Source organism: Stenotrophomonas sp. YJH_SMC_130 (assembly GCF_059369035.1).
Genome location: NZ_JCAFSH010000004.1, coordinates 62,462 through 88,324, shown reverse-complemented (window position 1 = coordinate 88,324; position 25,863 = coordinate 62,462). Strand labels below are relative to the sequence as shown.

Below are 25,863 nucleotides of genomic sequence, written 5' to 3'. Positions count from 1 at the left end.
CCTGCGCTACCGCGCACGGGGAGGCGCGGCGACCGAACCGCGTGCGATCAGCCGATGCGGCATCACATGATCGCGCAGCACCGTTGCGTCCCCCGCCGGACGGCGGATGGTGCGCAGCAGGATGTCGACGGCCGCGTTGGCCATCGAGGCGATGGGCTGGTGGATCGTGGTCAGTTCCGGCCACACGGTGGTGGCGGCCGAGGTGTCATCGAATCCCACGACCGACAGGTCGCGCGGCACTTCCAGCCCGCGTCGGTGCGCGACGGATATGGCGGCGGCGCCCATGTCGTCGTTGCTGGCGAAAATCGCGGTCGGTGGCCGGCGTTGGGACAACAGCTTTTCGGCCGCAGCCAGGCCGGATCGGTAGGTGTAGTCACCGTGCTGGACCAGGCCGGGTTCCACCGCCAGCCCGGCGTCGCGCAGGGCGGTGACGAAGCCGTCGTAGCGGAGCGCACTTGCGCTCAGGTCATCGCGCCCACGGATGAAACCGATGCGGGTGTGTCCCTGCCGGAGCAGGTGATCGGTCATTTCCTTGCCGGCACTGAAATCGTCGATGCGGACGCAGGACAGGGCCTCGCTCAGGCGCCCCGATGCGATGGCCACCACCGGAATGCCAGCCTTGACCAGTTCGCTTACGGCGGCCTGCGATTCGCAAAGGGGCGGCGGCAGGATCACCCCGTCGACGCGTCCGGCGAGCGCGCGCGCCGCCCTGCGTTCGGATTCGGCATCCAGGTTGTCCCAGTAGTCGATGACCAGCTGGATGGCGGAACTGGAGGCGACGCGCAGCAGGCCCACCAGCAGTTCGCGCAGGTAGGCGCCGCTGGGGTTGGTGTAGATCAGCGCAATGCGCGTGTGCTGTGCGGCGGCCAGCGAACTGGCGGCAAGATTGGGCGTATAGCCCAGCTCACGCACGGCGCGCAGCACGCGCTCGCGGGTGACGTCGCGCACCTTGCCCTGGTTGATCACCCGCGACACGGTCATCGGCGAAACGCCGGCAAGGGCCGCAACCTCGTCGATCGTCACGCCAGCGGTTCTGCGGCGAACCGATTTCTTCGGCTTGTCCAATGCACGATCCCTTTGTTCTTGGTGGCGCTGCCGCGCGGGTGCGAAGGACGATGATGCGCTGCCCCGGGCCCGGACGTAGTCTACAAAGGCGCATGTTAACGCCGTTGTTGCGTGCTGTCGGCACGCGCCTGTTGGCCGTGGTCGCACTGCTGGCCTGTGCTGGCGGGGCACGGTCGGAGGATGGCTATGCGCTGTGGATGCGCTACCAGCCGGTTGCCGCAACGGTTGCTGCCGATTACCGGCGGCAACTGGCCGAAGTGGTGGCCCCGGATGGCACGCCGATGCAGCGCGCCACCCGCGACGAGCTTGCGCGGAGCCTTTCTGGATTGCTGGGAACGGCACCGCCAATGCGAACGGCAATCACTACTGACCATGCCCTGGTGCTGGGTACGCCGCAGTCTTCGGTGCTGGTTGCCGCGTTCGACAACGAGATCGCCACGTTGGGCGACGAGGGCTTCCTGATCCGGCAGGTCCGGACCGAGGGGCGCGATGTGCTGCTGGTGGCGGCACGCCGGGATGTCGGCGTGCTGTATGGCACGTTCCACCTGCTGCGCCTGTTGCAGCGTGGCATGCCGCTGCAGGGGCTGAACGTGCGGGAGTCGCCGCGGGTCGCACTGCGTGTGCTCGACCATTGGGACAACCTGGACCGCTACGTCGAGCGTGGCTATGCAGGCAGCTCGCTGTGGGACTGGCAGACGTTGCCGCAATGGCGTGACCCGCGCTACACCGACTACGCCCGTGCCAACGCTTCGCTCGGCATCAACGGCACCGTCCTCAACAACGTCAACGCCAGTGCGCTGAGCCTGTCGCCGGCCTATCTGGCCAAGGCCGCCGCGCTGGCCGACCTGTTCCGCCCCTATGGCATCCGGGTCTACCTGAGCGCACGCTTCAGTGCGCCCATCGAGCTCGGCGGCCTGGCGACGGCTGACCCGTTGGATCCCGGCGTGCGGCGCTGGTGGCGCGACAAGGTCGATGAGATCCATGCGCACATTCCGGATTTCGGCGGCTTCCTGGTCAAGGCGAACTCGGAGGGGCAACCCGGCCCGCAGGATTACGGTCGTTCCCATGCCGACGGCGCCAACCTGCTGGCCGACGCGCTGGCGCCCTACAACGGCGTGGTGATGTGGCGGGCCTTCGTGTATTCGCACGAGGTTCCCGAAGATCGCGCCAAGCAGGCGTACAGCGAGTTTGTCGGGCTGGACGGTGCCTTCCGGCCCAACGTGATCGTCCAGGTGAAGAACGGCCCCATCGACTTCCAGCCGCGCGAGCCGTTCCATCCGCTGTTCGGCGCGATGCCACGCACGCCGCTGATGATGGAGCTGCAGATCACCAAGGAGTACCTGGGTTTTGCGACGCACCTGGTGTACCTGGGAACGCTCTACGAAGAAGTGCTGCAGGCCGACACCCATGCCCGTGGCGAAGGCTCCACGGTTGCCCGCGTGGTCGATGGTTCGCTGGAGGGCCACGCACTGACCGGTATCGCCGGCGTCGCCAACATCGGCATGGACCGTACCTGGAGTGGCTCGCACTTCGACCAGGCCAACTGGTACGCCTTCGGCCGACTGGCATGGAACCCGCAGCAATCCGCGCGCGCGATTGCCGAAGACTGGGCAGCGCTGACGTTCTCGCCCGACCCGCAGGTGACCGGCCCGATCGTGCGGATGATGATGGACTCGCGCGAGGCGGCAGTGGATTACATGACGCCGCTGGGCCTGCATCACCTCATGGCACGCGGCCATCACTACGGCCCCGGCCCCTGGGTGGAGGGCGGCCCGCGTGCGGACTGGACGTCGGTCTACTACCACCGCGCAGATAGCCAGGGCATCGGCTTTGACCGCAGCGCCAGCGGAAGCAACGCCGTGGGCCAGTACGCGCCGCAGGTGGCCGAGGTCTATGGCGACCCCGAGCGCGTGCCCGAGTCGCTGCTGCTGTGGTTCCATCATGTGCCGTGGGACCGCCGCATGCGCTCGGGCAGGACGCTCTGGGATGAGCTGGTCGGGCGCTATTCGCGCGGCGTGCGCCAGGTGCAGTCGATGCAGGCGACCTGGGCCGGCCTGCGCGACCGGATCGATCCGCAGCGGCATCGGCACGTCGCGGCGTTCCTGCAGATCCAGCACGACGAAGCGCAATGGTGGCGTGACGCCAGCGTGGCGTACTTCCAGTCGCTCAGTGGCCGGCCGCTGCCCGCCGGCGAGCAGCCGCCGCCGCATCCCTTGTCGTACTACCAGGCCTTGCAGTTTCCGTTCGCACCGGGGGATGGCCGATGAGCAGGTTCGGAGCAGTCGGGTGTGCGCTGTTGATGATGGCTGCGCTAGTGGTGGCGATGCCGGCCGCAGCGCGGGAAACGACGGGCCTGCTGCATCCCCTGTTCAGGGATCACGCGGTCCTGCAGCGCGACGGGCCCATTGCGGTCTGGGGGCACGCAGGCCCCGGGCAGCCGGTTTCCGTGACGTTTGCCGGGCAGGCGGTAAGCACCCGGGCGGACGCCGCAGGCGGCTGGCAGGCGACGCTGCCCCCGGTGGCCGCGGGCGGTCCGCATACGCTGGAGGTAAACGCCGGGACACGTCGGGAGATGGCGCGCGACGTGCTGGTCGGCGACGTGTGGCTGTGCTCGGGCCAGTCGAACATGGAACTGCCGGTGTGGCGCTCGCTCAACGCAGCCAGCGAGATCGCCGCAGCCACGATGCCACGGATCCGGCTGTTCACCGTGCCGCAGCACGCCGCCGTGCAGGCACAGGAGAGCTTCAACGGCAGCACTGCCTGGACATCGGCAACGCCTGATACGGTGCGCGATTTCTCCGCCACCTGCTTCTACTTCGCGCGCGAACTGCAGCGCACCGTCGACGTGCCGATGGGGCTGATCGAGGCGGCGTGGGGCGGCTCGCGGATCGAGGCCTGGACCAGCGTGGGTGCGCTGCGAGAGCAGGGCGGCCTGGACGAGCCCCTCGATATCCTCGCGCGGTCTGCGCGTGATCCGCTGGAGGCACGCGCAGCCTGGGGCCGCTACTGGCAGCACTGGTGGGCCATGCGTGACGGCGCGCTGCCCGGCGACGCACCTTGGCGCGCGGACACCGATGACGGCGGCTGGTCACGCGCACCGGCCGCGCTGGGGGCGTGGGAGCGGTGGAACGTGCCCGCGCTTGCCGACTACAACGGCATGGTCTGGTATCGCACGCAGGTGGTGCTGAGCGCTGAACAGGCTGCACGCGGCGCGACCCTGGAGCTGGCATCGGCCGACGAGGTGGACGTGAGCTGGGTGAACGGCGTGTCCGTGGGCAGCCAGTACGGCTCCGGCCAGAGGCGCTACCCGTTGCCCGGCGGCCTGCTGAAAGCAGGGTCCAACAGCATTGCGGTCAACGTGCTGGACACCTACGGTGAAGGCGGCCTGGCTGGCCCCACCACGGCATACGGCCTGCAGTTCGACAACGGTGAGCGGGTGGCACTGCAGGGTCCGTGGAAGTACCGGGTGGCGCCGGGCCAACAGGCGCCGCCGTTTGCCCCCTGGCAGGCCGCCACCGGGCTGTCGACGCTGTACAACGGAATGATCGCACCGCTCGGCGCTTTCGGGCTGCGCGGCATGCTGTGGTACCAGGGTGAATCGAACACCGGTGATGGCGCGGCGTACGCGGCGCGGTTGCGTGCGCTGCGCGACGATTGGCGGCGTCAGTTCGGTGCGCGCACGCCACTGCTGTTCGCGCAGCTGGCCAGCTATGGCCAGCCGCCGGTTGCGCCCGCCGACAGCGGTTGGGCGCAGGTGCGCGAGGCGCAGCGGCGCGTCGCCGCCGAGGACGCGCAGAGCGGGCTCGCCATCGCCATCGACATCGGCGATGCCTACGACATCCACCCGCCGAACAAGCAGGAGCTCGGGCGCCGCCTGGCGCGCGTGGCCCGCTACGTGGTGTACGGCGAGCAGGATCTGGCACCGTCAGGTCCGCGGGCGGTCACCGCCGTGCGGACGCCCACGGCCGTCGCCATTGCGTTCGAGGATGTCGAAGGCGCGCTCACCGCAACCGGTGCGCTGCGTCCGATCGGCTTTGAACTGTGCGAGGCCAGGGGCCATGCGCGCCACTGCGAGTACGCCGACGCCGAACTGGATGCACGCCGGATCCTGCTGCGAGGCCCGCTGTCGACGCGCGCAACGCATGTCCGCTACTGCTGGGCCGATGGCCCGGTGTGCACGCTGCGCGATCGCAGCGGGGCGCCGGCCGGCCCGTTCGAACTTCCCATTGCCGAAGCCGAGGCCCGACGATGATGACGTTGTCCACGCAGTCCCCTGTGGCCCGCGACAGGGCCGGCCTGAGATCCATGGCGCGCAAGCTGCTGGCGGCAGTGTTCCTGCTGTCGGCCGCAGCCGCCCGGGCCAGCGCGCCGCCGGACGCTCCGCCGGTGTACTTCGACTGGTTCGAGTACCGCGGCAATGACCAGGCGTTTGAAGTGCCGCTGCCGGCCGGGCACTACCGCAATCCGGTCCTGGCCGGCTTCCATGCCGATCCCAGCATCGTGCGCGCGAACGGCCGGTTCTATCTGGTCAATTCCAGCTTCACCTACTTCCCGGGCATTCCGGTGTTCGAGAGTGCTGACCTGGTGCACTGGAAGCAGATCGGCAACGTGATTGACCGCCCCACGCAGCTGGATTTCGACGGGCTGAGCGTGTCGCGCGGCATCTTCGCCCCCACCATCGAGTACCACGACGGGGTCTTCTACGTGGTGACCACCGCCACCGACAGCGGCGGCAACTTCATTGCCACGGCGCGCGACCCGGCCGGGCCGTGGTCCGATCCGCACTGGCTGCCCGGCATCGATGGCATCGATCCATCACTGTTTTTCGACGACGACGGCAAGGTGTACCTGGTCAACAACGATGCACCGCCCGGTCCGCCGCGCTACGACGGGCACCGCGCCATCTGGATGCAGCAGATCGATCTGCCGGCATTCAAGCCGGTCGGGCCACGCCGGGTGCTGGTTGATGGAGGCGTGGAGCCGGCGAAGAATCCGATCTGGATCGAGGGACCGCACATCTACAAGCGGGAGGGCTGGTATTACCTGTCCGACGCTGAAGGAGGTACCGGGCCGCAGCATTCACAGGTGGTGCTGCGCAGCCGCGCGGTGTGGGGACCCTACGTTCCCTATGCGGGCAATCCGATCCTGACCCAGCGCGAGCTGCCGGACGACCGTCCGCTGCCGATCACCAATGCCGGCCACGCCGACCTGGTCGAAGGCCCGGATGGCTCGTGGTGGGCGGTGTTCCTGGCCAGCCGCAACTATCAGAAGCGCCACTACAACACCGGGCGCGAGACCTACCTGTTGCCGGTGCGATGGCAGGATGGCTGGCCGCAGATCCTGCCGACCGACCAGGCCATTCCCTACGTGGCCAAGGCGCCGTCATGGATGCAGGGCGAGGCATCGCAGGCCCCGTCGACCGGCAATTTCGTGGCGCGCGACAATTTTGATGGCCCGGCACTCGATCGCCAGTGGCTGCGCGTGCGCGTGCCCAGGCATGCCTGGGCTGACCTGCACAAGCGCCCCGGGATGCTGGCCGTGCACCCGCTTGCCGAGGATCTGGACACGTTGCGCAATCCGGCATTTCTCGGCCGGCGCCAGCAGCACCTGCGCTTCGAGGCGAGCACCGCGATGACCCCGCCAGCCCCCGGTGTCGCCGCCGGTCTGGCGGCGTTCCAGAGCGAGGCGTACTGGTACTTCCTCGGCGTTCGTGACCTTGGCGGGGGGCGCCTCTCGCTCTTCCTCGAAGCGCGTGACGGGGGTGGCAGCACGCGCACGCTGGCCAGCCGTGACGTGCCGGCGTCTGCAGCACTGCGCCTGAAGATTGCCGGCAACGAGGGCGCCTACGCGTTCTCGTTCGACACCGGCGACGGGCAGGGCTGGCAACTGCTCGCGGGCGACGTGGACGGCACCGTTCTGAGTACGGACCGGGCAGGCGGCTTCGTGGGCGCACTGCTGGGTCCCTTCGCGCGCGACGAGCGCACCGGGAGAAGCAAATGAGACTGTCGATTTCGTCCAGGACCCGCCGCCGTACGTGGCGTGGCCGGGCCACCCTGTTCGTCCTCACCTGCGTGGCGGCCGCGGCGTCCGCGGCCGCGCCACGGCCCTGGCTGGATGCCTCGGCAAGCTTCGAGCAACGGGCCGCCGCACTCGTCGCGCAGATGACCCTGGAAGAGAAGGCCGCGCAGATGCAGAATGCTGCACCGGCAATCGAACGGCTGGGAGTGCCCGCCTACGACTGGTGGAATGAGGGGTTGCATGGCGTCGCACGGGCGGGGCAGGCCACGGTGTTTCCGCAGGCAATCGGCCTGGCCGCGACCTTCGATGTACCGTTGATGGGGCAGGTGGCCACGACCATCAGCGACGAGGCCCGCGCAAAGCACCACCAGTTCCTCCGAGAAGGCGCGCATGGCCGTTACCAGGGCCTGACCTTCTGGTCGCCGAACGTCAACATCTTCCGCGACCCGCGCTGGGGTCGCGGACAGGAGACCTACGGCGAGGATCCCTACCTCACCGCGCGCATGGGCGTGGCCTTCGTACGCGGGCTGCAGGGCGACGACCCCGTCTACCGCAAGCTGGACGCCACCGCCAAGCACCTGGCCGTGCACAGCGGCCCGGAGGCCGACCGCCATCACTTCGATGCACGCCCGAGCCGGCGCGACCTGTATGACACCTACCTGCCGGCGTTCGAAGCGCTGGTGAAGGAAGGCGAAGTGGATGCGGTCATGGGCGCCTACAACCGCGTGTACGGCGAGTCCGCCAGCGCCAGCCGTTTCCTGCTGCGTGATGTGCTGCGACGCGACTGGGGCTTCAAGGGCTACGTGGTCTCGGACTGCTGGGCCATCGTCGACATCTGGAAGCACCACCATATCGTTGCCACGCGCGAAGCCGCCGCGGCGCTGGCGGTCAGGAACGGCACCGAGCTGGAATGCGGCCAGGAGTACGCCACGCTGCCTGCGGCAGTGCGCCAGGGGCTGATCAGCGAAGCGGAGATCGACGATGCGGTGACCCGCCTGTTCACCGCACGGATGCGCCTGGGCATGTTCGATCCGCCGGAGCGGGTGCGCTGGGCGCGCATTCCGGCCTCGGTGAACCAGGCGCCGGCCCATGATGCGCTGGCCCTGAAGGCCGCGCAGGCATCGCTGGTGCTGCTGAAGAACGACGGCGTCCTGCCGCTGTCGCGCGACACCAGGCGCATTGCCGTGGTTGGACCCACCGCCGACGACACCATGGCGCTGCTCGGCAACTACTTCGGTACACCGGCCGCGCCGGTCACCATCCTGCAGGGCATACGCGAGGCGGCCAAGGGCGTTGAAGTGCGTTATGCCCGCGGCGTGGACCTGGTGGAAGGGCGCGACGATCCCGGTGCCACGCCGTTGATCGAGCCGACCTTCCTGCGGCCCTCGGCGGACTCGCCCGAGCGCGGCCTGCGCGCCGAGTACTTCCGCACGCCCGACCTGTCTGGCACTCCGGCCCTGGTACGTACCGACGCGCAGATCGGCTTCCGCTGGGACCGCGGCTCGCCGACCGACAACCTGCTGGCACGCGGCGAAGCGGCACCGGGGCAGGGGATTCCCAACGACCGCTTCAGCATCCGCTGGAGTGGCCAGCTGCTGCCCCCCGTGTCCGGTCGTTACCGGCTGGAGGTGGCCGGCGATGATGGCTACCGCCTGTACCTGGACGGCAAGCGTGTGATCGATCACTGGGTGAACACGGATCGCCTGCATGCCGAGGGTGTCGAACTCGACCTGCAGGCGGGGCGTGCCTATGACCTGAAGCTGGAGTACTACGACGACCAGCGCGATGCCGGCGTGCGCCTGGGCTGGCGCATGCCCGGTGCCAAGGCGCCGTTCGATGAAGCGCTCGATGCCGCACGCGATGCCGACGTGGTGGTGTTTGTCGGAGGCCTTACCGGCGATGTCGAAGGCGAAGAGATGACGGTCAACTATCCGGGCTTTGCCGGTGGCGACCGCACCGACCTGCGGTTGCCCGCGCCGCAGCGCACCCTGCTGGAGGCCCTGCACGCTACCGGCAAGCCGGTGGTGATGGTACTCACCGGCGGCTCGGCCATCGCCGTGGACTGGGCGCAGGCGCATCTGCCGGCGATCCTGATGAGCTGGTACTCCGGGCAGCGCGGCGGCACCGCCGTCGGCCAGGCGCTGTTCGGCGACATCAATCCGGCGGGTCGCTTGCCGGTCACCTTCTACAAGGCCGGCGAAGTGATGCCGGCATTCGACGACTACGCGATGGAGGGCCGCACCTACCGCTACTTCCGCGGCACGCCGCTGTACCCGTTTGGTCACGGGCTCTCGTACACGCGCTTCGATTATGGAGCGCTCCGCCTCGATGCGGACACCATCGGCGCCGATGGCCGCCTGGGCGTGACGGTGGATGTGACCAATGCGGGCACACGCAGCGGTGACGAAGTGGTACAGCTGTACGTGCGGCGCGAACACGCCGGCAGCGGCGATGCCGTGCAGGAACTGCGTGGCTTCCAGCGCGTCCAGCTGGCCCCGGGCGAACGCCGCACGGTGACGTTCACCCTGCAGGCGGCGCAGGCCCTGCGCCACTATGACGAGGCGCGTGCGGCGTACGCGGTGCAGCCCGGTGCCTACGAGGTCAGGGTGGGGGCATCCAGTGCCGATATACGTGCGCAGGGCAGGTTTAACGTGGTGCCCGCGCATGACTGATCGCCCCCGCCGGCATCGGTTCCTCTTCGACCAGATTCCTTTTCAAGGACGTCCGCTGCATGGCAAGCACTGAACACGCGCTATCGGTACGCGAGAAGCTCGGCTACAGCCTGGGCGATCTCGCCGCCAACCTGATCTTCCAGACCCTGATCACCTACCTGGCGTTCTTCTACACCGACGTCTACCGCCTGCCGGCTGCCACCGCGGCCACGATCATCTTCGTGGTGGGCCTGCTGGGTGCGTTCGTGTTCACGCCCTTGATCGGCATCGCGGCTGACCGAACGTCCACCCGCTGGGGCCGCTTCCGCCCGTGGATCCTGTGGACGGCCATTCCCTTTGGCGTACTGTCGCTGCTGGCGTTCAGCACCCCGGACCTGGGCGAGCGCGGAAAGGTGATCTATGCACTGACCACCTACGCGCTGCTGGTCTGCGTCTACGCCGCGAACAACCTGCCGTACTCGGCGTTGAGCGGCGTGCTGACCGGCAGCATGGCCCAGCGCAACAGCCTGTCGGCCTACCGCTTCGTGGCGGTGATGATCGCGCAGTTCATCATCCAGGTGCTGCTGATGCCGCTGGTGCTGATCCTGGGTGACGGCGACCGGGTGCGCGGCTTCCAGCAGGTCATGACCGCCTTCGCAGTGATCGGCACGGTGTTCTTCCTGATCACCTTCGCCACCACCCGCGAGCGCATCGTGCCGACGCGCGAGCAGACCGGCGGCATAGTGCAGGACCTGTCCGACCTGCTGCACAACCGCCCGTGGCAGGTGATGCTGGCGCTGACCGTGCTGGTGTTCATCAACCTGGCGTTGAAAGGCGGCACCTACATCTATTACTTCCAGTACTACATGAGCGAAGCGGCGCTGGCCGGCTTCCTGGAAAACTCAGGCTTCAACGGCCTGATCCGTGCATTGAATGGCGCCCTCGCCAGCGCCGGCTTCGCGGCGTTCACCTGGCCGAAGGACGCGGCCACCTCGGCGTTCAGCCTGTTCAACGCGTGCGGCATCCTCTGCATGATCCTGGGTATTGGTGCATCACGGCGGCTGGCGGATCGCTTCGGCAAGCGCGACGTCTTCGGTGGCGCCCTGTTTGTCTCGACCCTGTTCCTGCTGGCCTTCTACCTGTTTCCACCCACGGGCGTGGCGGTGGCCTTCGCTGCCTTCATGCTGCATGGCTTCTGCTATGGCATCACCATCCCGTTGCTGTGGGCGATGATCGCCGACGTCGCGGACTACTCGGAGTGGAAGAACCATCGGCGGGCGACCGCGATCATCTTCTCGGCGATGCTGTGCGGGCTGAAGATCGGCCTCAGCGTGGGCGGCGCACTGGTCGCCGCGATCCTTGCCCACTACGGCTACCAGGCAGGCCTGGTGCAGCAGCCTGAGGCCGTGGTGCAGGGCATCCGCTTGACCGTAAGCGTCTACTGCTCCCTTCCTTTCCTGCTCGCCGTGGCGCTGCTGTTCTTCTACCGGATCGACAAGCGCGCGGAAACACGCATCGAGCAGGATCTCCACCTGCGTCGCCGTTCCGCCGACGCCTCTGCGTAACGCCAAGATGACAACCATGATCGACCTCTCTGCCGGTGAAGACGGCCAGGCCAGCGAAGCCCGACTTGCACAGCTCAGCGCACACGCCATTTCGCAACCGCTGGTGACCCACATCTACACGGCCGACCCTTCGGCGCACGTGTTCGAGGGACGCCTGTACATCTATCCGTCGCACGACATCGACGGTGGCCAACCCTTCGATGATGAAGGCGGCCATTTCGGCATGCAGGATTACCATGTGCTGAAGATGGATACGCCCAACGGCACCGCCGTCGATTGCGGCATGGCGTTGCACGTGCGCGACGTGCCCTGGGCGCGGAAACAGATGTGGGCCCCCGACGCTGCCTGCCGCGATGGCCGCTACTACCTCTACTTTCCGGCCAAGGATGCCGGGGGCCGGTTCCGGATCGGCGTGGCGATCGGTGCGCGACCGGAGGGCCCGTTCGTGCCTCAGCCGGAGCCGATCAAGGGCGCGTACTCGATCGACCCGGCCGTGTTCGAAGACGACGATGGCAGCCACTACCTGTACTTCGGTGGCATCTGGGGCGGGCAGCTGCAGAAGTATCGTGACAACCAGTACAGCGAAGCGCACGAGGAACCCGCGGGCAGCGCGCCGGCCCTGGGCCCGCGCGTGGGCCGCCTGGATGCCGGAATGACCGAGCTGGCCGAACCCACCCGCGAAGTGCAGATCCTGGATGAGCATGGCCAGCCGCTGCGTGCGGACGACCATGCGCGCCGCTTCTTCGAAGGCCCGTGGCTGCACAGGTACCAGGGTCGCTACTACCTGTCGTACTCCACTGGCAACACCCACCAGCTGTGCTACGCCGTGGGTGACAGCCCGTACGGGCCGTTCACCTATGCTGGCGTGATCCTCACCCCCGTGGTCGGTTGGACCACCCACCACTCCATCTGCCAGTTCCAGGGACAGTGGTACCTGTTCTATCACGATGCGCTGATGTCCGGCGGCATTACCCACCTGCGCTCGGCCAAGTGCACGCCGCTGCACATGGAGCCGGACGGAAGCATCCGCACGATCAATCCCTATGGGGCCTGAGCGCATGTTGCCGAGGGATGATGCGCTGGCCCCGCTGCCGGCCGGTCAGCTGCACTGGCTGAGATGCGGCGAACTGGAGGTTGCGCTCGCCGCAGCGGCGGGCGGGCGCATCGCGCGCCTGCGTTACCGGGGCGTGGAATGGCTGGTGGACGCGCAGGAGACCGGGGCGGCGGCGATCGCCTGGGGCTGCTACCCGATGGTGCCGTGGGCCGGGCGCATCCGCCGTGGACAGTTCCGTTTTGACGGCATGCCGCATCGGCTGCCGCTCAACTTCGACGGGCATGCCATCCATGGGGTGGGCTTCTCGCGACCCTGGCAGATCGACCGGCTGGATGCGGCCGCAGCCGAGGTCTCGCTGCAGCTGCCGCGCGACAGCTACTGGCCCTTCGGTGGCATTGCCATGCTGGAACTGCGGTTGCAGGGGCACACCCTGCAGATGCGCCTTTCGGTCCAGGCCGGCGAGCAGGCGATGCCGGCGGTGCTGGGCTGGCACCCCTGGTTCAGGAAGCCGGACCGGTTGCTGTTCAATCCTCGCGCGATGTATCCGCGGGACAGGGAAGGTATTGCCACGCTGCCCCACGTGGAGCCCACCACCGGCCCCTGGGATGACTGCTTCGTTGCCGACGGTGACATCACGCTGGTACACGAAGGCCAACGCCTGCGGCTGAGGTCGGACCACGACCACTGGGTGGTCTACGACGCTGCGCCGCACGCCACCTGTGTCGAACCGCAGAGTGGCCCGCCGGACGGCTTCACGCTGGCACCGCACCGGCTGGAGCCTGGCCAGCGCCTCGCGTTGACGTTCGAACTGGCGTGGGTGGCGGACAGCAGCTGAAGCCCGGCCAGAGTATCGGTACGCCGCCCGGACCGGTTGTGGACCCTGGTGCCTGACACGGGCTGCGCCTCACCACCACGTGCCATCTGCTACAGGTTCCAGTCAACCCGCATGCCCGCGATCAGTGCATTCGGCAGGTCCCGCTGCCGCGCAGGTTCGTTGAACGGGTCCGGATGCACGATGTAGTGCAGGTTCGGTGCAATCCTGAGCTGCGGGGTGAGCTGGATGCCATAGCTCAGCTCCATCATCACCTGGCTTCCGTGCGGGGTGCCGCTGCCGCCGGCGGCAGCGCGGGCCAGGCGGAGGTTCTCCAGCGCGATGTCGCTGTACTTCTGCCGGGTGACGACGAAGCCGATGCTGTCCTGCGGCCGGCCGGCGAACGTGCCATTCTGCACAAGCCCGGCCTGCAGGAAGTGATCCTCGATCAGCTGCCCGGAGGTACCCTTGAGCGCCGCGCCGAAAAGAGTCAGGCCGCGGCCATTGCCATCGCCGGTAAGCTGCTGCTCGAAGCGCGCGAACGCACCGGAGCGACCATGGCGTGCCGTGTACTCCTGGCCACTGAGCAGCGCGGGAATGCCGTTGGCATCGCGCAGCGGATCGCGATAGGTCGAGTTGTCCTGCCAGCCACCGAGTTCGTAGCGGGCTTTCAGTCGTGCCGAAGCAGGGCTGCGCCAGCCGATCGTGTAGGGCACGATCCAGCCGGTGGCCTGGTTCGTATTCCACTTCAAGCCATGCTGGCCGTCCTCGGCCTGGCTGGGATCGACCTGGTAGGCACCGATGCGGACATAGACATCGGGCGTCACCCAGGCCGTGGCGTCGGCCATCCAGCTTGATACGGGCCACCAGGTGAAGTTGCTGGTGCGGAAAACGTAGGTCGGGTTGCCGCACGCCGAGTTGCCCTGGAAGTACTGGCACAGCTCCGACCCGAGGTGGTGGATGTTGGCGACGCTGCGACCGGCCTCCAGCACCAGCCGGTCGTTGAACAGCTTCTGTTCCAGGGTCAGGTTGGCCAGGCGGGTCCCCTGGCCGCCGTAGATTTCCTGCACCGAGGTGCTGTTGCCGGTGCTGCTGTTGGCGAGGTTGGTGCCGTGGCGATTGATGCCATAGGCCTTGATCGTGGCCCCCCGCCAGCCGAACGCAGCGTCGAGGTCAACATCGGCGCCGAACATCAGCTGGCCGGCGTAGGCGGTGCCGCTGCGCTTGCCACCATCGAGCGTGGCGGCCGCCTCGCCGGTGTAAGCCAGTTTGGGAGTGAGGACATCACTCGCGTTGGCAGCTACGGCCAGTGAGGGCAGGGCCAGCAGGATCGCTACCGGCACCAGGCGGCAGGAAGGGCAGGTCATGGGCGGGGTTCCTTTTACAGGGTGGGGGCCGTGACCGGCTTCTTGAGGATGCGCAGTGCAATCGCGGTGACCGCCACGCCGGCCAACAGCGCCAGCAGGTAGACACCAAGATGGGTGACTGCGTTCGGGATCGGCAGCACGAACACACCGCCGTGCGGCACCTTCAACTCGACGCCTGCGGCCATCGAGATCGCACCGGCCACCGCCGAGCCGAGGATCAGCGCAGGAATGGTGCGCAGCGGATCGCGTGCCGCGTAGGGAATAGCCCCCTCGGTCACGAAGCTCAGGCCGAGCACGCCGGCGGCACCGGCGGTGCCGCGCTCCTCGGCAGTGAAGCGGTTGCTGAACAACCACGTCGCCAGCGCGATGCCCAGCGGTGGCGTCATGCCGCCGATCATGGTCGCCGCCATCGGCGTGTACACCTGGCTGGAGATCAACGCGGTGGAGAAGGCGTAGGACGCCTTGTTGACCGGTCCACCCATGTCAACGGCCATCATGCCGCCCAGCAGCAAACCGAGCAGGATCGCGCTGCTGCCTTCCATGCCGCGCAGCCAGTCGGTCAGCCAGGCCAGCAGTGCGGCCACCGGCGTGCCGATCACGTACATCATCAGCAGGCCGACCAGCAGCGTGCCCAGCACCGGCAGGATCAGCACCGGCTTGAGGCCTTCCAGGCTGCGCGGCAGGCGCAGCGCACGGTTGATCCAGTGCACGCCATAGCCGGCGATGAAGCCCGCGAGGATGCCGCCGATGAAACCTGCGTCCATGTTGACCGCAACCAGCCCGCCGATCATGCCGGGCGCGACGCCGGGGCGGTCGGCGATGGAGTAGGCGATGTAGCCGGCCAGCGCCGGCACCATCAGCATGAAACCGGACTTGGCGCCGATCTGGAACAGCGACCAGGCCAGCGTCCCCTTGTGTGCGTCGTCGAAGGCATAGATGCCGCCGAGTGCGAACGCCAGGGCGATCAACAGGCCGCCGGCTGTCACGAACGGCAGCATGAACGACACCCCGGTCATCAGGTGCTTGTAAGGACCGGTGGCCCTGGGCTTTTCGGTCGTGCGGCCTGAAGTCGCCGTACCTGCCTGCACGCCGGCCTCGGCCAGCGCCTTGCGGATCAGGTTCTGGCCGTCATTGATCGCCGGCTTGGTACCGCTCTTGAACAGGCGCTTGCCGGCGAAGCGCGCCAGATCGACTTCGCGGTCGGCGGCGATCAGCACCACATCGGCGGCGGCGATTTCTTCATCGCTCAACGCATCCTGCGCGCCGACCGAGCCCTGTGTTTCCACCCGGATCGCATGGCCCAGCGCTTTGGCAGCCTGTTGCAGGCCTTCTGCCGCCATGAAGGTGTGAGCGATGCCGGTGGGGCAGGAGGTGACGGCAACGATGCGCTTGCCAGCCCCGGTGGCGGGGACACTGGCCGGCGCGGCTGCGAGCGGTGCAAGCGCGGCGACCGGATCGTCCAATACCTCGCCCAGGCTGGCATGCACGATCCGGGCATTGCCGAAGCGTGCGATGTCTGCCTCGCCATCGCCCACCAGCAGCAGTTGGGTCGCGGAGGCGGCGTCCGAGGCGGGCAGCGCGCCGGTCACGCCCTGGTCGCTGCGGATTTCGATCATCAGCTCAAGCCCGCGCTGGCGGGCCGCGCGACGCAGGGCCTCGGCGGCAAGTACCGCCTCGATGCTGCGTTCGCCAGCGGCGATGACTACGGTGGAAGCGTGCATGGAAACTCCTGGAATGCTTCGGGTTCGTCCTTGCCGGAGGCATCGCGGGTGGCCCGAAGCCAACCGCTGCTCCTCCGGCAGGTGTTTCAATCCAACCGCTCGATCAGTACATCGCCGGCCCCGGCGCGCACCTGCGCCGGATCGAGCCGCCGCGCGTCTCCGCTATCCAGCCGGCTCATCGAGAATGCCGTGGCCAGTCGTGCACAGGCGGCCAGGTCGAGGGAGCGCTCCAACAGCGCGGCGGCGATGCCGGCGACCATGGCATCACCGGCGCCCACCGTGCTGCCCTGGGCCAGACGCGGCGGTCGCGCGACCAGTGCGCCGGCGCGATCAATGAACAGCGCGCCGTCGGTCCCCATGGAGATGGCGACGAGTGCGACACCGCGTTCGACCAAGGCCTGGCCTGCAGCGCGCAGTGCGCTGCGATCCGGCAGCGACGTGCCGGTCCAGGCCTCCAGTTCGTGGCGGTTGGGCTTGATGGCGTAGGGCAGCGCGCCCTGCGCGCCGTCCAGCGCAGCTACGAGCGCATCGCCGCTGGTGTCCAGCAGCACGCGCGCACCGGCCGTTCCGGCCTGCGCCTGCAACCGCGCCCATGCATCGGCCGGTAGTCCGTGCGGCAGGCTGCCGGACAGCACGACCGGCAGGCCGGGCGCGAGCAGGGCGCCGAGCTGGCGCGACACCGCGTCCAGATCGGCAGCGTCCACGGCCAGGCCTGGCAGGTTGATGTCCGTCGTTTCGCCGTTGGCCTCTTCGACCAGCTTGATGTTGGTGCGGGTATGGCCCGGAACGCGCAGGCAGCCGTCAATGATGCCCCGCTCACGGAACAGCGTGCGGAACACGCCGTCGTTGCCGTCGCCCAGCACACCCAGCGCGGTGATCGGCACGCCCCAGTCGGCCAGGCAGGCCGCCACGTTGATGCCCTTGCCGCCTGCGTCGTCGCGGGAGCTGCCGGCGCGATGCACCCGGCCTGGCTGCAGGCGGGCCACGCGCACGGTCTGGTCGATGGCCGGGTTCAGGGTCACGGTGACGGCGCGGGCAGTCATGCGCGCGCTCCATCGAGGCCGCGCACCTGCTCGGCGGTTTCGCACCCCAGTGCGGTGCTGGCCAGCGCTTGCAGTTCGGTCATCGCGGTGCCACGCAGGCGCGCCTTCACCGCCGGGATGTCGTTCGGGGTCATCGACAGTTCGTCCACGCCCAGGCCAGCCAGCAACATGGCGCCGAAGGGATCGCCGGCCAGGCCGCCACAGACCCCGACCCAGCGCCCATGCAGCCGTGCGCCTTCAACCGTGGCACGGACCGCGCGCAGCACCGCCGGATGCAGGCTGTCGGCCTCGGCGGCGAGTTCCGGGTTCTGGCGGTCGATCGCCAGCACGTACTGGGTCAGATCATTGGTGCCGATCGAGAAGAAGTCGGCATGGCGCGCCAGTACGTCGCTCTGAGCGGCGGCAGCCGGCACTTCGATCATGATGCCGATCGGCACCACCGGCGCCTCCAGCTCGGCACGCAGGCGCTCACAGATGGCGCGCAGTGCGACCAGCTCGGTCACCGACGTGATCATCGGGAACATGATGGACAGGCGTGCACCGTCCTTGGCGGCGCGATACAGCGCACGCAGTTGCGGCTCCAGCAGGTCAGGGCGGCGCAGCAGCAGGCGCGCGCCGCGCACGCCGAGGAACGGGTTCTCCTCGCGTGGCAGTTCCAGGTGCGCCACCTGCTTGTCGCCGCCGATGTCGAGCGCGCGCACGATCAGCGGGCGGCCGTTGAGTGCCTTGGCCATCGCCAGATAGGTGGTGTACTGCTCCTCCTCGCTGGGCGTACTGCCACGTTCGAGGAACAGGAACTCGGTGCGCATCAGGCCGACGCCTTCCGCACCCTGTTCCAGTGCCAGTGGCACCTGGTCGGGCAGGTTGACGTTGGCGCCGATGTCGATGCGGTGGCCGTCGGGGGTCTGGGCGGGTTGCGCGCGTTGCGCGGCTTCGCGCTCGCGGATCTGCTGCTGTTCGGCGATCCATTCGCGTGCCGAGGCGAGATCGGCTTCGGAGGGAGACAGGTAGAGCCGTCCGCTGCTGCCGTCCATGATCGCTTCGCGGCCTGGCTGGATCGCCAACAGCCCGGCGCCGCCGGCCACCAGTGCCGGCAGGCCCAGCGTGCGCGAGAGGATGGCGGTGTGCGAAGTCGGCCCGCCCTGCGCGGTGGCCAGGCCGAGCACGCGACCGGTGTCGAGATTGGCGGTATCCGAAGGCGAGAGATCTGTGGCGATCAGGATGCACGGTTGCGACGGCAGATCCGCCAGGCCACCACCTTCAGCAGAAGGGTCAAGCTGGGCCAGCACGCGTCGGCCGACATCACGCAGGTCCGCCGCGCGCCCGGCCAGCACCGGATTGCCCAGCGCCGCCAGCCCGGAGGCGATCTGCTCGATGGCCTGGTGCCATGACCACGCCACACCATGGCCTTCGACCATCAGCTGGCAGGTGCGGGTGATCAGGTCGGTGTCGTCGAGCAGCGCGGCCTGCGCCTTGAAGATCGCCGCATCCGAAGCGCCAAGGCGGCGCTGGGTGTCGTCCTGCAGGGCGGCCAGCTGCTGGCGGGTGCGGCCGAGTGCATCCTGCAGGCGTGCGCCGCCCTCGCCAAGCGGGGCAGGACGGTCGGTGACTTCCGCCTGCGTGCTGGCCAGCACATGCACCGGGCCGATCGCCAATCCGGGACTGGCGCCGATGCCAATGATCGTCGCCTGCGCTTCGGGCGGTTTCCACCCGGCGACAGGGGCTGCTGCCTTGCGCTGGGCTGCACGCTCGGCATCAGCCCTTTCCTGTGCGACCAATCCATCCATGACCTTGCGCAGCGCAGCCAACAGCGCGGGGGCATCGGCGCCCTCGGCAGAAACACGCACGGCATCGCCCTCACGCAGCCCGAGCTGAAGCAGCGCTACCAGACTCTTGGCATCGGCCGCCTGATCGCCTGCGCGGACCTGCGCGCGGGCCGCGAAGCCGCGCGCCGTCTCGGCCCAGCGCGTGGCAGGACGGGCGTGCAGTCCGTTGGGGTAGGCGATGGTCCATTCGAAGCGCTCGGCCAGATCCACCGCTGGCGCGTGGGTGGCGGCAATCGCAACATCGCCGGCCAGCGCGTTCACGATCTCGCCCGCCTCGGTGGTGGTGAACAGCCGCTGCAGCGTGGACTCGTCCTGGATCAGCCGGGTCAAGCGGCGCAGCACCGTGATGTGGGTATCCGACTGGGCAGCGATGCCGACCACCAGACGGGTGATCTGTCCCGGGTTCCATTCCACGCCTTGCGGCAACTGCAGCACGGCGATGCCATCGCGGAGCACCAGATGGCGGTCCTCGCCAAGCCCGTGCGGGATTGCTACGCCGTGTCCAAGGAAGGTGTTCGCCAGCGTTTCGCGCCGCCCCATGCTGGCTTCGTACCCCGGCGCCACGCAGCCGGCCGCGACCAGCATCTGCGCGACCTGGGCAATGGCATCGGTTTTGTCCTGCGCCCGCGCGTCCAGGCGGATCAGTTCCCGGCTGGCCGGGGAAGGGGAGGTCTGGGGCGACAAAGGGGGCTCCGCGGAAGGGGTGGCTGGGACGTATTGGGAACGTTCCCACTCGCCATTTCAATGTGCAGTGCACAAAAAACCAATAGTCCTTTGGCGTTAACATGGTCCTGGACGGCCGTCCGGCCTAGAAAAGCGCTCGATTCCGGGAACGTTACCAGTGAGCATCAGCATCAATGACGTCGCACGCGTGGCGGGGGTATCCAAGTCCACGGTGTCGCGGGTGCTCGGCGGCGGCCCAGTCAGCGAGGCCGTGCGCGGCCGGGTGGAGGCGGCGATCCGCCAGACCGGATATCACCCCAACCTGCAGGCAAGACGCCTGCGCGCCCGCCATACCGGCATCATCGGCCTGATCGTGGCCGATATCCGCAACCCGTTCTTTACCGCGCTGATCCGCGCCGTGGAGGAAGTCGCGTACCGGGAAGGCCTTCGCGTCACCCTCTGCAACACCGATGAGGACCCCGAGCGCGAGGCGCTGTATCTGCAGTTGATGCATGAGGAACGCATCAGTGGGCTGATTTTTGCGCCCACCCGGACCACGGTGGGGCGGCTGGACCGGCTCACGCTGGATTACCCTACGGTCCTGGTTGATCGTGCCGCACCCGGTGGCTCGATCGACAGCGTGGTCCTCGACAACGCAGCGGCGATGGCGGGCCTGGTCGAACACCTGGCCGAGCGCGGTTATCGCCGCATCGGTGGCCTGTTCGGCAGCACCAGTACCACGGCGGCCGAACGCCGCGACGGCTATATCGCAGCAATGCGCAGGCACGGGCTGGAACCGGACTACCGCGAGGTAGAGCCCACGGCCGAGGCCGCCATCGCAACGGTCGAGCAGTGGTTGTCCAGTCCTTCGCGTCCCGATGCGCTGGTCGCCAGCAACAGCCTGCTGATGATGGGGGCGCTGAAGGCCGCACGCAGCGCAGGTTTGGCGATTCCAGACGCGCTGGCGCTGGCAGGCTTCGACAACGAGCGATGGACCGAGCTGGTCGAACCGGGTATTACCGTGGTCGAGCAGCCGGTTGAAGAGATGGGGCGGGCCGCGATGTCGCTGTTGCTGGAGCGCCTGCGCATGCCGGAGCTGCCGGTACGCAGACTGGTGATGACGGGAAGGTGCGTGGTCAGAGGGTCAACGGCTGCGCGATAGTCTGGCGCAGTCCATGAGGCTGGCACTGGGGTGTTGGCGGGTCGCGCGTTGTCTGCTAAAAGCCATCTGGACACGCAGACCCGATGGATCATCGCCTTGTCAGAGCCTTATTCAGCGCTGTTGCGCCTGCAGTTGCGCCACGAAGATCTCTCCAGATGGCTGGCGGCGCCCCTGCCTTCGCCATCCCGATGGTCCGACTGGCAATGCATCGCCGGGTCGTGGCGCTTGCGCAACGGTGAATGCCTGGCGTCTTCAAGCGACGAGGCGTTGGATGAACTGCTCGCAGACTGCCAGGCCCTGCTGGCCCGCTACCCCGACAATCGCGCCGCATTGAAGGCCTTCCTTGCATCCGCGCAGGCCGATAACATCCAGGTTGCCGCCTATGACCGCACTGGTACGCACTTTGTTGCGGGATCGCTGACGTATTCGGAAAGCCTCTACGATCTCATCGCGTTTCTGACTGTGGCACGGGGCGCGGCCGATTTCCTGAAGGCGGGCGACCACGGGGTGGCACTGGTCCACGACTATCTCTGGGCAGAGGAAGGTGCGCGCGAGACCGTTGCCGCGATTGCCCTCGCCGGCCAGGGGCAATCCGGATTCCTTTCTTCCACGGACCTGGATACCGCTGCCGCGCCCTTCGACGCCTTGGTGGATGCCATGCTGGACGCTGAGGACGACCCGGCGTTTCAACCACGCAACCAGCTTGATCAACTCTGACCGGCGCCGCGTGGAATCCGGAAAAACGACAGCCAGGACCCTGATATGAAAGGACATCACGCCCGCCGCGCGCACCGCCGCATGCGTTGGCTCCTGACACTGGGCCTCGGCGCCCTGGTGGGACCCGCCGTGGCAGGCACAACGCAACCGGAACGCACCTGGCTTGTCAGTGGTGCGGAGCTCATCACGCTGCTGCAGGGCAAAGGCGCTGACGGGTTCTGCGATGGCGAACACTGCCGGGGGCTGTCCAGCGCCCGGGCCAGCAGCTATATCCTGGGCGTCGCCGATGCCAGCCGCGGTCAGTGGTGTGGGCAGGGCCGGATCCTTCCGCATGAACTGGTCGATCAGGTGTCTTCCCATCTGCGGCAGCTGCCCCGCGAGCGATTGCAACAGGATGCGTCTCCCCTGGTTGTCGAAGGGCTGCGCGCGGCGTTTCCCTGTGGTCACGGCAAATCGCCTGATGGCAGTGCCGAGCCCGGCAAGGCACGCTGAGACGCGTGGGCTGGGCGTTGCCAACGCGCGCTGCGGCCTGCGTAATGAACACATCGGTGTTCTGCACGCTGGCGACACGATGCATTCACGACCGCCGACACCCGCGCCCGCGACACTGCATGCTCTTTCCTCCGCATGAGGTGCCCCATGGCCACCTGTGATGTCTGCGGCAATGACTACGACAAGAGCTTCACCCTCCAGCAGGGCGGACGCAGCGGCACCTTCGATTCGTTCGAGTGCGCCATCCATGCGTTCGCACCGCGCTGCGCACATTGCGACTGCGCGATCATCGGGCATGGCGTTGAAGGAAACGGTCATATCTTCTGCTGCGCACATTGCGCCGGTCACGCCGGTGTAAAGGGAATCGCAGACCGGGCCTGAGCCCGCTCCGGCCGGTCATGCCGGGACCAGCGAGGCGAGCCGTGCGACCCGGGCTGCACCCGAATCGGCGAGCAGCGCCATCGCACGCTGTTTCCGGGCCGCCGTCCCCGCCACGGCCTCCCGTGCCACCACTACGTCGAATTCCCTGGCGTTGGCGTCCAGCGCGGTAGCCAGGACACATGAATCGGCCGTCATCCCGCTGAGCCAAAGGCTGCGCACGCCAAGCTTGGCCAGCAGAATCGGCAACGGGCTGGCCAGGAACGCCGAATGCTTGGGCTTGAGCACGAAGTAGTGGCCGGGCAGGGGAGAGAGGAGGTCGGCAATCCGCCCGGCCGGTCCTCCGTCCCGCTGGCACTGTGCTACCTGTTGGCGGAAGTCACGCTTCCAGTCCGAGAAGTTGTCATTGGCGTAGATGACCGGCCATCCGTGGTGATCAAAGTGGTCTCTCAAGCGTCGGATCTGTGCGGCCGCCCGCTCCGCTGCTGGCGCCAGCGCCTGCGCGCCTGGGAAGTCGAAGCGACTGAACATGTCGATGATCAGCAAGGCCGGTGGTGGGGCATCCGCCATCGTTCAATCTCCTGTCTGTGCGTGCGGGGCCTCGACCGGCTTGGATTGCGGTGAGTCCTTCTGCCGCAGGAAGATCGTAAGCACGACCAGGGACAGCACGGCAAGGAATTCGCTCTGCCAGTTCTGCATCGATTCGAACCAGAACGTGCTGCTGGCCAGATGCTCCAGGAAACCCGGCACCGGCAACCCCTGCAGCTGCTGCTCGACCTGCTCGGCGCGCCAGCTACCCAATGCATGCAATGCAAAACTGAGCAGGAACAACAGCCCGAAGGCAATCGCAAGCGAGTGACCGTAAAGCACCTTCCATGCGCCGCCGCGACGAACCGGCCACGGCGCAGGGCCCGGCTCGACGCGGTTCTGCTCCTGCGCCGGGTCCAGGGGCCGGGATTCGGCCGAGCCACGCTGGCGCAGGGTGACGGTCAGAAGAACGTACATTCCCATCTGCAGGAACTCGCTCTCCCAGTTCTCGAATGTAGCGCTCACGAAATGCCCGGTCGCCAGGTAGTGCCAGAGGTCGATCGGCGCGCGCCCGTGCTGCGTCAACGCCTGATTGTGCACGTGATGTCCCGCAACTGCCTGCCCGACAATGAAGACGACAGTGAGTGCAAGCAGTACCAGCGAGAGACCGTTGCGTTTCCACATGCAACACCTCTTTCAGCCTGACCAGAAACCGTGCATGCAGCTTGCGCCGGCAGCGCACCATGACGCGTGAACCCGGCGCATCCAGGGATGTGAGGCGGCCTCAACGCTTGCCCGTCGGATCGGGATCGGGACGCTCGTAGTCCTCGGGTACGGCCTTGGGGCCATCACCGTCGTCCGGCATGTCGTGCTCCTTCCACTTCGCTCGATCATTGTGCCGCTTGTCCGGCGTGTGCGCTTTCGATTGATCGTCCACGTCTGTTGTTGGATTGAAAGGCAGCTTGTCGTTCATGGTGAGCTCCTGTGGCGGGTGTTCGCAGCGTGCCCCGGGCCGGGTTAACGCCACGACGCCGCGGAATGAACGCTGCGCACACCTGGATGTCACCGGGGCAGGAGGACGTCCCTGCAATGCTGTCGTTCCGATCTTCTGGAGAAGCACGATGCAGGCATTGACCTATCACGGACGCAAGGATGTGCGCGTCGAGACCGTGCCGGACCCGGTGCTGGCAGCTGAGGACGACCTGATCCTGAGGGTTACCGCCACCGCCATCTGTGGCTCGGACCTGCACCTGTACAGGGGCAAGATCCCCGATCTGCACGACGGCGATGTGCTGGGGCACGAATTCATGGGCGTGGTGGAAGAGGTCGGCAGCGGCGTAACCCAGGTGAGGCCGGGCGATCGCGTGGTGATCCCTTTCGTGATCGCTTGTGGCGAGTGCTTCCACTGCCGGCTGGCCGAGTATGCCGCCTGCGAGACTACCAACCCGGGCAAGGGCGCCGCGCTGAACCAGAAGGGCCTTCTGCCTCCAGCGGCCTTGTTCGGATACAGCCATCTGTATGGCGGCGTGGCAGGTGGACAGGCCGAATTCGTGCGCGTGCCCAAGGCGAATGTGGGCCCACTGCGTATTCCGGAAGGCGTGGCCGACGAACAGGTTCTGTTCCTGTCGGACATTCTGCCCACCGGCTATCAGGCCGCGCTGAACGCAGGGGTCAAGCCGGGCTCGACAGTGGCGATCTTCGGTGCCGGTCCGGTGGGACTGATGAGCGCGGCCTGCTGCCGGCTGCTGGGAGCGGAGACCATCTTCATGGTCGACCATCTTCGCTACCGCCTGGACTACGCGCGCCGTGCCTATGGTGTGACGCCGATCGACTTCAAGGAGATCGAGGACCCGTCCGACTACATCCTGACCCAGACCAGTGGGCGCGGCGTGGATGCCTGCATCGAGGCCGTCGGTTTCGAGGCCGAGGGCAGTGCGCTGGAGTCAGCGCTGACCGCCGTGAAACTGGAAGGCAGCAGCGGCGTGGCCATCCGTCAGTGCATCGCAGCCGCCCGCCGCGGCGGCGTGGTCAGCATTCCCGGTGTCTATGCCGGTTTCATCCACGGGTTCCTGCTGGGCGATGCGTTCGACAAGGGCCTGACATTCAAGATGGGGCAGACTCACGTGCAGGGACTGATGCCGGAACTGCTGGACGCAATCCTGGAAGGAAAGCTGGATCCGGGAGACATCATCTCGCACCGGATGCGCCTGGCCGACGCAGCGCAAGGTTATGCAATGTTCGATGCCAAGGACGACGACTGCCGCAAGATCGTATTGACTCCCTGAGCGGGCCGTCATGAGTTGGATTGTCATGGCATGTGTCTACGCAGTCTGGCTGGCCGCCGGTGCGCTGGACTTCCACTTTCACCGGCGTACCGACCTGCCGCACACGTCCGCGATGCGCGAGAGCCTGCTGCATGGGCTGCAGCTGCTGCTCATCGGCAGCGGCGTACTGGCGTGGCTCGTGCTGGAAAGCACGTGGTCGCTCGTCACGCTGCTGGCAGTCCTGGTCATCGCGCACGCAATCGCCGGCTACTTCGACACTGTCAGCGCGGACGGGCGGCGACGCATCAGCCCGGCCGAGCAGCACGTGCACAGTGTGCTCGACGCCGCTCCTTGGGTCCTGCTGGGCGGGGTGGCGTGGCAGGCCGAACCTCGATGGGCAGTCAATGTGGCACCGGCAGCACCGGCGCTGTGGTGGTTCGTATTGCTGCCGGCACTTGGCCTGGTGGTGTTGCCCTGGCTATGGGAGCTGCGCCTGTGCGTGCGTGCCAGCGAACATCGCCAGCGGTGAGCGCGTGAG

Annotated in this window: 21 protein-coding genes; 13 read left to right on the top strand and 8 right to left on the bottom strand. The window is 67.5% G+C overall.

The features are described 5' to 3' along the window. Positions 1 to 6 precede the first annotated feature (6 nt). Positions 7 to 1,065: a LacI family DNA-binding transcriptional regulator gene (locus tag AC5P5V_RS08515; protein ID WP_181357884.1), complete on the bottom strand. Its 1,059-nt coding sequence runs from the start codon at positions 1,063 to 1,065 to the stop codon at positions 7 to 9. 92 nt (positions 1,066 to 1,157) lie between these two features. Here AC5P5V_RS08515 and AC5P5V_RS08510 point away from each other — a divergent pair, with 92 nt between their 5' ends. Genes AC5P5V_RS08510 through AC5P5V_RS08480 form a run of 7 tightly spaced genes read left to right on the top strand, consistent with a single transcriptional unit; the run spans position 1,158 to position 13,188 of the window. Continuing rightward, positions 1,158 to 3,332, top strand: a complete 2,175-nt coding sequence (locus AC5P5V_RS08510; protein ID WP_231352114.1) for an alpha-glucuronidase family glycosyl hydrolase — start codon at positions 1,158 to 1,160, stop codon at positions 3,330 to 3,332. 32 nt (positions 3,333 to 3,364) lie between these two features. Then, positions 3,365 to 5,317, top strand: a complete 1,953-nt coding sequence (locus AC5P5V_RS08505) for a sialate O-acetylesterase (protein WP_231352756.1) — start codon at positions 3,365 to 3,367, stop codon at positions 5,315 to 5,317. Between the two features lie 53 nt (positions 5,318 to 5,370). Continuing rightward, positions 5,371 to 7,065, top strand: coding sequence for a glycoside hydrolase family 43 protein (locus AC5P5V_RS08500; protein ID WP_134969005.1), 1,695 nt, complete (start codon positions 5,371 to 5,373; stop codon positions 7,063 to 7,065). Continuing rightward, positions 7,062 to 9,755, top strand: coding sequence for a glycoside hydrolase family 3 protein (locus tag AC5P5V_RS08495; protein WP_231352113.1), 2,694 nt, complete (start codon positions 7,062 to 7,064; stop codon positions 9,753 to 9,755). The genes AC5P5V_RS08500 and AC5P5V_RS08495 overlap by 4 nt, the downstream gene beginning before the upstream one ends. A 59-nt stretch (positions 9,756 to 9,814) precedes the next feature. After that, positions 9,815 to 11,299 (top strand): MFS transporter, encoded by a 1,485-nt coding sequence (locus tag AC5P5V_RS08490; RefSeq protein ID WP_134969006.1) that lies wholly within the window; start codon positions 9,815 to 9,817, stop codon positions 11,297 to 11,299. A gap of 16 nt (positions 11,300 to 11,315) precedes the next feature. After that, positions 11,316 to 12,353 carry a glycoside hydrolase family 43 protein gene (locus tag AC5P5V_RS08485; RefSeq protein WP_134969007.1) on the top strand — a complete coding sequence of 346 codons (1,038 nt, stop codon included), beginning with the start codon at positions 11,316 to 11,318 and terminating at the stop codon, positions 12,351 to 12,353. After that, entirely contained in the window at positions 12,343 to 13,188 is an 846-nt protein-coding gene (locus AC5P5V_RS08480) for an aldose epimerase family protein (RefSeq protein WP_061478278.1), read from the top strand. Before AC5P5V_RS08485 ends, AC5P5V_RS08480 begins: the two co-directional genes overlap by 11 nt. 89 nt (positions 13,189 to 13,277) lie before the next feature. On the opposite strand, the gene AC5P5V_RS08475 is transcribed toward AC5P5V_RS08480, so the two are convergent. The 4 genes from AC5P5V_RS08475 to ptsP all read right to left on the bottom strand — a co-directional run bounded on the left by AC5P5V_RS08475 (position 13,278) and on the right by ptsP (position 19,805). Then, positions 13,278 to 14,531 carry a carbohydrate porin gene (locus AC5P5V_RS08475; protein ID WP_061478277.1) on the bottom strand — a complete coding sequence of 418 codons (1,254 nt, stop codon included), beginning with the start codon at positions 14,529 to 14,531 and terminating at the stop codon, positions 13,278 to 13,280. A gap of 14 nt (positions 14,532 to 14,545) precedes the next feature. After that, positions 14,546 to 16,252 (bottom strand): PTS fructose transporter subunit IIC, encoded by a 1,707-nt coding sequence (locus AC5P5V_RS08470; RefSeq protein ID WP_134969008.1) that lies wholly within the window; start codon positions 16,250 to 16,252, stop codon positions 14,546 to 14,548. 86 nt (positions 16,253 to 16,338) lie between these two features. Next, positions 16,339 to 17,295: a 1-phosphofructokinase family hexose kinase gene (locus AC5P5V_RS08465; RefSeq protein WP_231352111.1), complete on the bottom strand. Its 957-nt coding sequence runs from the start codon at positions 17,293 to 17,295 to the stop codon at positions 16,339 to 16,341. After that, positions 17,292 to 19,805 (bottom strand): phosphoenolpyruvate--protein phosphotransferase, encoded by a 2,514-nt coding sequence (gene ptsP, locus AC5P5V_RS08460; protein ID WP_134967936.1) that lies wholly within the window; start codon positions 19,803 to 19,805, stop codon positions 17,292 to 17,294. The genes AC5P5V_RS08465 and ptsP overlap by 4 nt, the downstream gene beginning before the upstream one ends. Before the next feature lie 157 nt (positions 19,806 to 19,962). On the opposite strand from ptsP, the gene AC5P5V_RS08455 reads away from it, so the two are divergent. The 4 genes from AC5P5V_RS08455 (at position 19,963) to AC5P5V_RS08440 (ending at position 22,536) form a co-directional block, all read left to right on the top strand. Continuing rightward, positions 19,963 to 20,946: a LacI family DNA-binding transcriptional regulator gene (locus tag AC5P5V_RS08455; RefSeq protein WP_134967935.1), complete on the top strand. Its 984-nt coding sequence runs from the start codon at positions 19,963 to 19,965 to the stop codon at positions 20,944 to 20,946. Between the two features lie 96 nt (positions 20,947 to 21,042). Further along, complete coding sequence (locus AC5P5V_RS08450; RefSeq protein ID WP_231352110.1) at positions 21,043 to 21,663, top strand: hypothetical protein; 621 nt, start codon at positions 21,043 to 21,045, stop codon at positions 21,661 to 21,663. A gap of 45 nt (positions 21,664 to 21,708) precedes the next feature. Then, positions 21,709 to 22,155 carry a Rap1a/Tai family immunity protein gene (locus AC5P5V_RS08445; RefSeq protein WP_231352109.1) on the top strand — a complete coding sequence of 149 codons (447 nt, stop codon included), beginning with the start codon at positions 21,709 to 21,711 and terminating at the stop codon, positions 22,153 to 22,155. A gap of 147 nt (positions 22,156 to 22,302) precedes the next feature. Then, entirely contained in the window at positions 22,303 to 22,536 is a 234-nt protein-coding gene (locus AC5P5V_RS08440; RefSeq protein ID WP_061478271.1) for a metallothionein, read from the top strand. Between the two features lie 15 nt (positions 22,537 to 22,551). On the opposite strand, the gene AC5P5V_RS08435 is transcribed toward AC5P5V_RS08440, so the two are convergent. The 3 genes from AC5P5V_RS08435 to AC5P5V_RS08425 form a co-directional block, all read right to left on the bottom strand. Continuing rightward, the gene (locus tag AC5P5V_RS08435; RefSeq protein ID WP_134967933.1) at positions 22,552 to 23,103 is read right to left on the bottom strand and encodes a cysteine hydrolase family protein; all 552 of its coding nucleotides are present in this window, start codon (positions 23,101 to 23,103) and stop codon (positions 22,552 to 22,554) included. A 3-nt stretch (positions 23,104 to 23,106) separates the two neighbouring features. Beyond that, positions 23,107 to 23,745, bottom strand: a complete 639-nt coding sequence (locus AC5P5V_RS08430) for a DUF6766 family protein (RefSeq protein WP_134967932.1) — start codon at positions 23,743 to 23,745, stop codon at positions 23,107 to 23,109. Between the two features lie 100 nt (positions 23,746 to 23,845). Then, positions 23,846 to 24,034, bottom strand: coding sequence for a hypothetical protein (locus AC5P5V_RS08425; RefSeq protein ID WP_134967931.1), 189 nt, complete (start codon positions 24,032 to 24,034; stop codon positions 23,846 to 23,848). Positions 24,035 to 24,182: 148 nt separating this feature from the next. Between AC5P5V_RS08425 and AC5P5V_RS08420 the strand changes: the two genes are divergently transcribed. Together AC5P5V_RS08420 and AC5P5V_RS08415 are read left to right on the top strand one after the other, a co-directional pair. Beyond that, a complete protein-coding gene (locus tag AC5P5V_RS08420; RefSeq protein ID WP_134967930.1) occupies positions 24,183 to 25,346 on the top strand; it encodes a zinc-dependent alcohol dehydrogenase in 1,164 nt (387 codons plus the stop codon). Between the two features lie 10 nt (positions 25,347 to 25,356). Then, positions 25,357 to 25,854 carry a hypothetical protein gene (locus AC5P5V_RS08415; RefSeq protein ID WP_134967929.1) on the top strand — a complete coding sequence of 166 codons (498 nt, stop codon included), beginning with the start codon at positions 25,357 to 25,359 and terminating at the stop codon, positions 25,852 to 25,854. Positions 25,855 to 25,863 lie beyond the last annotated feature (9 nt).

Coding starts and splice junctions, on each gene's coding strand:
- AC5P5V_RS08510 (WP_231352114.1), top strand. CDS start 1,158: ATGTTAACGCCGTTGTTGCGTGCTGTCGGCACGCGCCTGTTGGCCGTG.
- AC5P5V_RS08505 (WP_231352756.1), top strand. CDS start 3,365: ATGATGGCTGCGCTAGTGGTGGCGATGCCGGCCGCAGCGCGGGAAACG.
- AC5P5V_RS08500 (WP_134969005.1), top strand. CDS start 5,371: ATGGCGCGCAAGCTGCTGGCGGCAGTGTTCCTGCTGTCGGCCGCAGCC.
- AC5P5V_RS08495 (WP_231352113.1), top strand. CDS start 7,062: ATGAGACTGTCGATTTCGTCCAGGACCCGCCGCCGTACGTGGCGTGGC.
- AC5P5V_RS08490 (WP_134969006.1), top strand. CDS start 9,815: ATGGCAAGCACTGAACACGCGCTATCGGTACGCGAGAAGCTCGGCTAC.
- AC5P5V_RS08485 (WP_134969007.1), top strand. CDS start 11,316: ATGATCGACCTCTCTGCCGGTGAAGACGGCCAGGCCAGCGAAGCCCGA.
- AC5P5V_RS08480 (WP_061478278.1), top strand. CDS start 12,343: ATGGGGCCTGAGCGCATGTTGCCGAGGGATGATGCGCTGGCCCCGCTG.
- AC5P5V_RS08475 (WP_061478277.1), bottom strand. CDS start 14,531: ATGACCTGCCCTTCCTGCCGCCTGGTGCCGGTAGCGATCCTGCTGGCC.
- AC5P5V_RS08470 (WP_134969008.1), bottom strand. CDS start 16,252: ATGCACGCTTCCACCGTAGTCATCGCCGCTGGCGAACGCAGCATCGAG.
- AC5P5V_RS08465 (WP_231352111.1), bottom strand. CDS start 17,295: ATGACTGCCCGCGCCGTCACCGTGACCCTGAACCCGGCCATCGACCAG.
- AC5P5V_RS08445 (WP_231352109.1), top strand. CDS start 21,709: ATGAAAGGACATCACGCCCGCCGCGCGCACCGCCGCATGCGTTGGCTC.
- AC5P5V_RS08440 (WP_061478271.1), top strand. CDS start 22,303: ATGGCCACCTGTGATGTCTGCGGCAATGACTACGACAAGAGCTTCACC.
- AC5P5V_RS08435 (WP_134967933.1), bottom strand. CDS start 23,103: ATGGCGGATGCCCCACCACCGGCCTTGCTGATCATCGACATGTTCAGT.
- AC5P5V_RS08430 (WP_134967932.1), bottom strand. CDS start 23,745: ATGTGGAAACGCAACGGTCTCTCGCTGGTACTGCTTGCACTCACTGTC.
- AC5P5V_RS08425 (WP_134967931.1), bottom strand. CDS start 24,034: ATGAACGACAAGCTGCCTTTCAATCCAACAACAGACGTGGACGATCAA.
- AC5P5V_RS08420 (WP_134967930.1), top strand. CDS start 24,183: ATGCAGGCATTGACCTATCACGGACGCAAGGATGTGCGCGTCGAGACC.
- AC5P5V_RS08415 (WP_134967929.1), top strand. CDS start 25,357: ATGAGTTGGATTGTCATGGCATGTGTCTACGCAGTCTGGCTGGCCGCC.